The sequence below is a fragment of the Inquilinus sp. genome (assembly GCF_057815775.1).
In genome coordinates this window covers 1-4,105 of record NZ_JBYRFX010000363.1, presented here as the reverse complement: position 1 = coordinate 4,105, position 4,105 = coordinate 1, and the positions used below count along the sequence as shown (strand labels likewise).

General features: G+C 68.7%; 6 protein-coding genes. 2 read left to right on the top strand and 4 right to left on the bottom strand.

Annotation, left to right across the window (positions count from 1 at the left end; genetic code table 11):
• Window positions 1–950 (top strand): FAD-dependent monooxygenase (locus tag AC3XYG_RS13045; protein ID WP_489140268.1); only part of this gene is annotated, 950 nt, incomplete at its 5' end.
• On the opposite strand, the gene AC3XYG_RS13040 is transcribed toward AC3XYG_RS13045, so the two are convergent.
• The 3 genes from AC3XYG_RS13040 to yajC form a co-directional block, all read right to left on the bottom strand.
• Window positions 947–1,396, bottom strand: coding sequence for a cupin domain-containing protein (locus AC3XYG_RS13040; protein WP_489140267.1), 450 nt, complete (start codon window positions 1,394–1,396; stop codon window positions 947–949). The two genes, AC3XYG_RS13045 and AC3XYG_RS13040, sit on opposite strands and share 4 nt — an antisense overlap.
• 252 nt (window positions 1,397–1,648) lie before the next feature.
• Entirely contained in the window at window positions 1,649–2,026 is a 378-nt protein-coding gene (locus AC3XYG_RS13035) for an Mth938-like domain-containing protein (RefSeq protein ID WP_489140266.1), read from the bottom strand.
• A gap of 20 nt (window positions 2,027–2,046) precedes the next feature.
• Window positions 2,047–2,484, bottom strand: a complete 438-nt coding sequence (gene yajC, locus AC3XYG_RS13030; protein WP_489140265.1) for a preprotein translocase subunit YajC — start codon at window positions 2,482–2,484, stop codon at window positions 2,047–2,049.
• Between the two features lie 228 nt (window positions 2,485–2,712).
• Here yajC and AC3XYG_RS13025 point away from each other — a divergent pair, with 228 nt between their 5' ends.
• Entirely contained in the window at window positions 2,713–3,585 is an 873-nt protein-coding gene (locus tag AC3XYG_RS13025) for an ATP-binding protein (RefSeq protein ID WP_489140264.1), read from the top strand.
• Window positions 3,586–3,739: 154 nt separating this feature from the next.
• Here AC3XYG_RS13025 and AC3XYG_RS13020 read toward each other — a convergent pair.
• A partial coding sequence (locus AC3XYG_RS13020) for a murein hydrolase activator EnvC family protein (protein ID WP_489140263.1) occupies window positions 3,740–4,105 on the bottom strand: 366 nt, incomplete at its 5' end.

Sequence of the window (4,105 nt, the reverse complement as noted above, 5' to 3'; positions counted from 1 at the left end):
CGCAGTTCTCGATCCATCGCGGCCGGCTGCACGGCGCCCTGCACCAGGCGGCGCGCGAGCGCCTGGGCGACGCCGTCCGGATGGGCCGGCGACTGGTGGGCTTCGACCAGGACGGCCAGGGCGTCACCGCCCATTTCGCCGATCGCGCCGGCGCCACCGTCGAATCGGTGCGCGGCGATGTGCTGATCGGCGCCGACGGCATCCATTCCGTGATCCGCGGCACGCTTTACCCGGACCAGGGCCCGCCGCGCTGGAACGGCATGATGATGTGGCGCGGCGCCATCGACTGGCCGGCCTTCATGGACGGGCGCAGCATGATCGTCGCCGGCGGCATGGCGGCGAAGGTGGTGCTGTACCCGATCGCACCGGGCGAGACGCCGGCGACGCGGCTGACCAATTGGGTGGTCTGCGTCCGCCTCGGTGACCGCAGCCTGCCCCCGCCCCGGCGCGAGGACTGGTCGCGGCCGGGCCAGCTGGCCGATGTGATGCCGCATGCCTCGCGGTTCACCCTGCCCGAGGCCGACCTCTCCGCCATCGTCGCGGCGACGCCGGAGTTCTGGGAGTACCCGATGTGCGACCGCGACCCGCTGCCGCGCTGGCGCCACGGCCGGGTGACGCTGCTGGGTGACGCCGCCCATCCGATGTACCCGGTCGGCTCCAACGGCGCGTCGCAGGCCATCCTGGACGCCCGCGCCTTGGCCGATGCCCTGGCGGACAGCGCCGATGTCGAGGCCGCCCTCGACCGCTACGAGGCCGACCGGCGGCCGAAGACCGCGGAAATCGTCTGGCTCAACCGTGGCGGCGGCCCGGAGGGCGTGATCGATGCCGTCGAGCAACTGGCGCCGGACGGCTTCGACGACATCGACGCCATCCTGTCCCACGACCAGCGCCAAGCGATCGTCCGCGGCTATGCCTCGGTCGCCGGCTTCGACCCGGCCAAGCCCGGCTAGGCCGGCGGCGGCAGGAAGTTCACATCGTATTGCGCGGCCAGCGCCACCACGGCGTCCGGCGTCTGCTCCGGCAGGTCGTGCAGGCCCTGGAACAGTTCGACCAGCCGGCCGGTCGGCGCCACCCAGAACAGCGACTTCGCGATCGCGCCGCTGTTATTGAAGATGCCGTGCGGGATGCCCTTGGGCAGGCGGACGAGGTCGCCGACCGTCGCAGTCGCATCGGCGCCGTCGAGCGTGAAGTCGAGCGTGCCGTCGAGGATGTAGAGAAATTCGTCCTGCAGCGGATGGATGTGCGGCGGCACGAAGGTGCCGACCCCGAAGGTGGCATGCCAGGCGAAGCTGGCCTCGGAAATCTGCTTCGGCACGTAGATCTGGCCGAGGATGGACCAGGAAATACCGTCGAGCCCGTCGCCGGCCTCGGTAATGCCCGGAGTCATCGCCTTCATTCCCTGGTCCCTCCTGCTGCGCGCCTGACCGGCACCGTTGATCTGCTTTAAGATTAAAGCATTGGTCACGCTGGGGAACGCATAATTTTGGTTGTCATGCCACGGCTTGACCGTGGCATCCAGGGGCGGCAAGAGCGGCTCTTCGTGGCCCCTGGATTGCCCGGTCAAGCCGGGCAATGACATCAAAATGAGAGCCGGACGTGAAAAAGGCCCGCTGAAGCGAGCCTTCCTCCGAACGTCTTGCCGTAACCGTCAGACCGGGATCATCGCCGCGGCGACGCGCCGGCCTTCGGAGATCAGAACATTGAAGGTGCGGCAGGCAGCGCCGGTGTCCATCGCATCCATGCCGATCCCGGCCTCGCGGATCTGCCGCCGCAGCGCCGAGGGCAGCAGCACCATGCGCGACCCGCAGCCGATCAGCAGCACCTCGACCGGCGGATCGATCCGCCGCACCTGGTCGAGATGGGCCAGGGTCAGGCTCTCGATCCGGTCGATGTCCCAGGGGGCTTCGCTTTCCGGCCAGACCAGCATCGGTCCGTGGTGGAGGCCACCGGAAATGCGGAACCCGCCCGGGGGATAGCCATCGATCATCCGCCGCCCGGGCGGAATGACGGAGGAGATCTCGACCATCTCGCCCCGCCCCGCTCAGATCACTTGCGCGACAGGAAGCGGCCGAAGCCCTTCGGCTTCTCGACCACGGCCGGCACATTGGCGGCCGGCGGCGTGTCGTCATCCGCATCCGTGCTCTTGGAGCCGCCGTTCTTGGCCGGCTCGGTGCGGGCCAGGACGGTGGTGACGGTGCTGCGGATCACCTTGACCCGGACATTCTCGGCGATCTCGATCGTCAGCTCGTCATCGGCAACCTTGACCACCGAACCGACGATGCCGCCGCCGGTAACCACGCGGTCGCCGCGGCGCAGCGCGGTGAGCATGTCGCGATGATCCTTCGCCCGCTTTTGCTGCGGCCGGATGAGCAGGAAGTAGAACACGACGAAGATGAGGATGAACGGCGCGAATTGGACGATCGCGCCCAGGCCGCCAGCCGCGTCGCCCCCGGCCGTCTGCGCATAGGCCTCGGAAATCAACATCACTCAACTCCACCTGAATAGACGCGCGCGACTATAGCGGCCGGAGCTACGGTTGCAACGGAATCCGGTCCGGCCCCCCACGCGGCCGAAGGCCGCGCATCGCTTTGTCCAGCCATGGCCGAAGGCCGCGCATCGCGCTTGGGCAAGGGTGCGTTGCGGCGGTTGATCTCGACAGCGACGGCGAGCGATCGTTACGGTCGCCGGGCTCGAAGCGAAGGAGAATGACCGGTGGGCGACCTCGACGCGACATTTCTGCACCAGCTGATCCGCATCGCCGACGCGCTGGACCGGCTGTCGCCGCCGGTTCCGGCCCCCACCGACCTGGCCAGCGCCGACGCCTTCACCTGGGATGCCGAGCATGGGCGGCTGCAGCCGGTGCCGGCGGTCAGCCGGGTCGAGTTGCGGCTGCTGCAGGGCATCATGCTGCAGCGCGACCTGCTGCTGGAGAACACCCGCCGCTTCGCCCAGGGCCTGCCCGCCAACAACGCCCTGCTGTGGGGCTCGCGCGGCATGGGCAAGAGCTCGCTGGTCAAATCGGTGCATGCGGCGGTGAACCAGGAGGCCGGCGGCATCCTGGCGCTGGTCGAGATCCATCGCGAGGACATCGGCTCCCTGCCCCGGCTGCTGCAGCTGCTGCGCGCCTCGGCCCGCCGCTTCATCCTGTTCTGCGACGACCTGTCCTTCGACGGCCAGGACGCCAGCTACAAGTCGCTGAAGGCGATCCTGGAGGGCGGCATCGAGGGCCGGCCCGAGAATGTCGTGTTCTACGCCACCTCGAACCGCCGGCACATCCTGGCACGCGAGATGATCGAGAACGAGCGGTCGACCGCGATCATCGCCGGCGAGGCGGTGGAGGAGAAGGTGTCGCTGTCCGACCGCTTCGGCCTGTGGCTCGGCTTCCACGGCTGCAACCAGGACACCTACATGGAGATGGTCGAGGGCTATGCCGCCGCCTTCGGCCTGAAGGTGGCGCCGGAGACGCTGCGCGCCGAGGCGCTGGAATGGACCATCACCCGCGGCTCCCGCTCCGGCCGCGTCGCCTGGCAGTACATCCAGGACCTCGCCGGCCGCCTGGGCCAACGGCTGGACGCGGCGGGATAGGCGCTTCCTCCAGCACCCCTTTTCCTGTCATTGCCGGGCTTGACCCGGCAATCCAGAAGATGTCGACAGCCTCTGGATGCCCGGATCAAGTCCGGGCTGACAACCCAAAGGGGATCAGGTCACCTTCGCATCCGCCTTCCAGATCACGCCGGCGTCAGCCCGGTGGCAGGTACTTGGTCGGATCGACCGGCGAGCTGTTCTTGCGCACCTCGAAATGCAGCTGCGGCTGGTCCACGGCGCCGGTCTGGCCGACGGTGCCGATGGCCTGGCCGGCGGTGACCGAATCCCCCTTTTTCACCGACAGCGACGCGGCATGGGCGTAGGCGGTGACCAGCCCGTCGCCATGCTGGATCAGCACCAGATTGCCGTAGCCGCGCAGTTCGTTGCCGGCATAGGCCACGACGCCAGCCCCGGCAGCGTGGATCGGCGTTCCGGCCGAGGCCGCGATGTTGATGCCCTGGTTCGGCTTGCCGCCGAGGGGCGCGTTGTAGCCGGCAATCAGCGAGCCGTTGACCGGCCA

What these genes read in the sequence shown, in the direction of transcription:
- AC3XYG_RS13040 (WP_489140267.1), bottom strand. Translation starts at nt 1,396, where the DNA reads ATGAAGGCGATGACTCCGGGCATTACCGAGGCCGGCGACGGGCTCGAC.
- AC3XYG_RS13035 (WP_489140266.1), bottom strand. Translation starts at nt 2,026, where the DNA reads ATGGTCGAGATCTCCTCCGTCATTCCGCCCGGGCGGCGGATGATCGAT.
- yajC (WP_489140265.1), bottom strand. Translation starts at nt 2,484, where the DNA reads ATGTTGATTTCCGAGGCCTATGCGCAGACGGCCGGGGGCGACGCGGCT.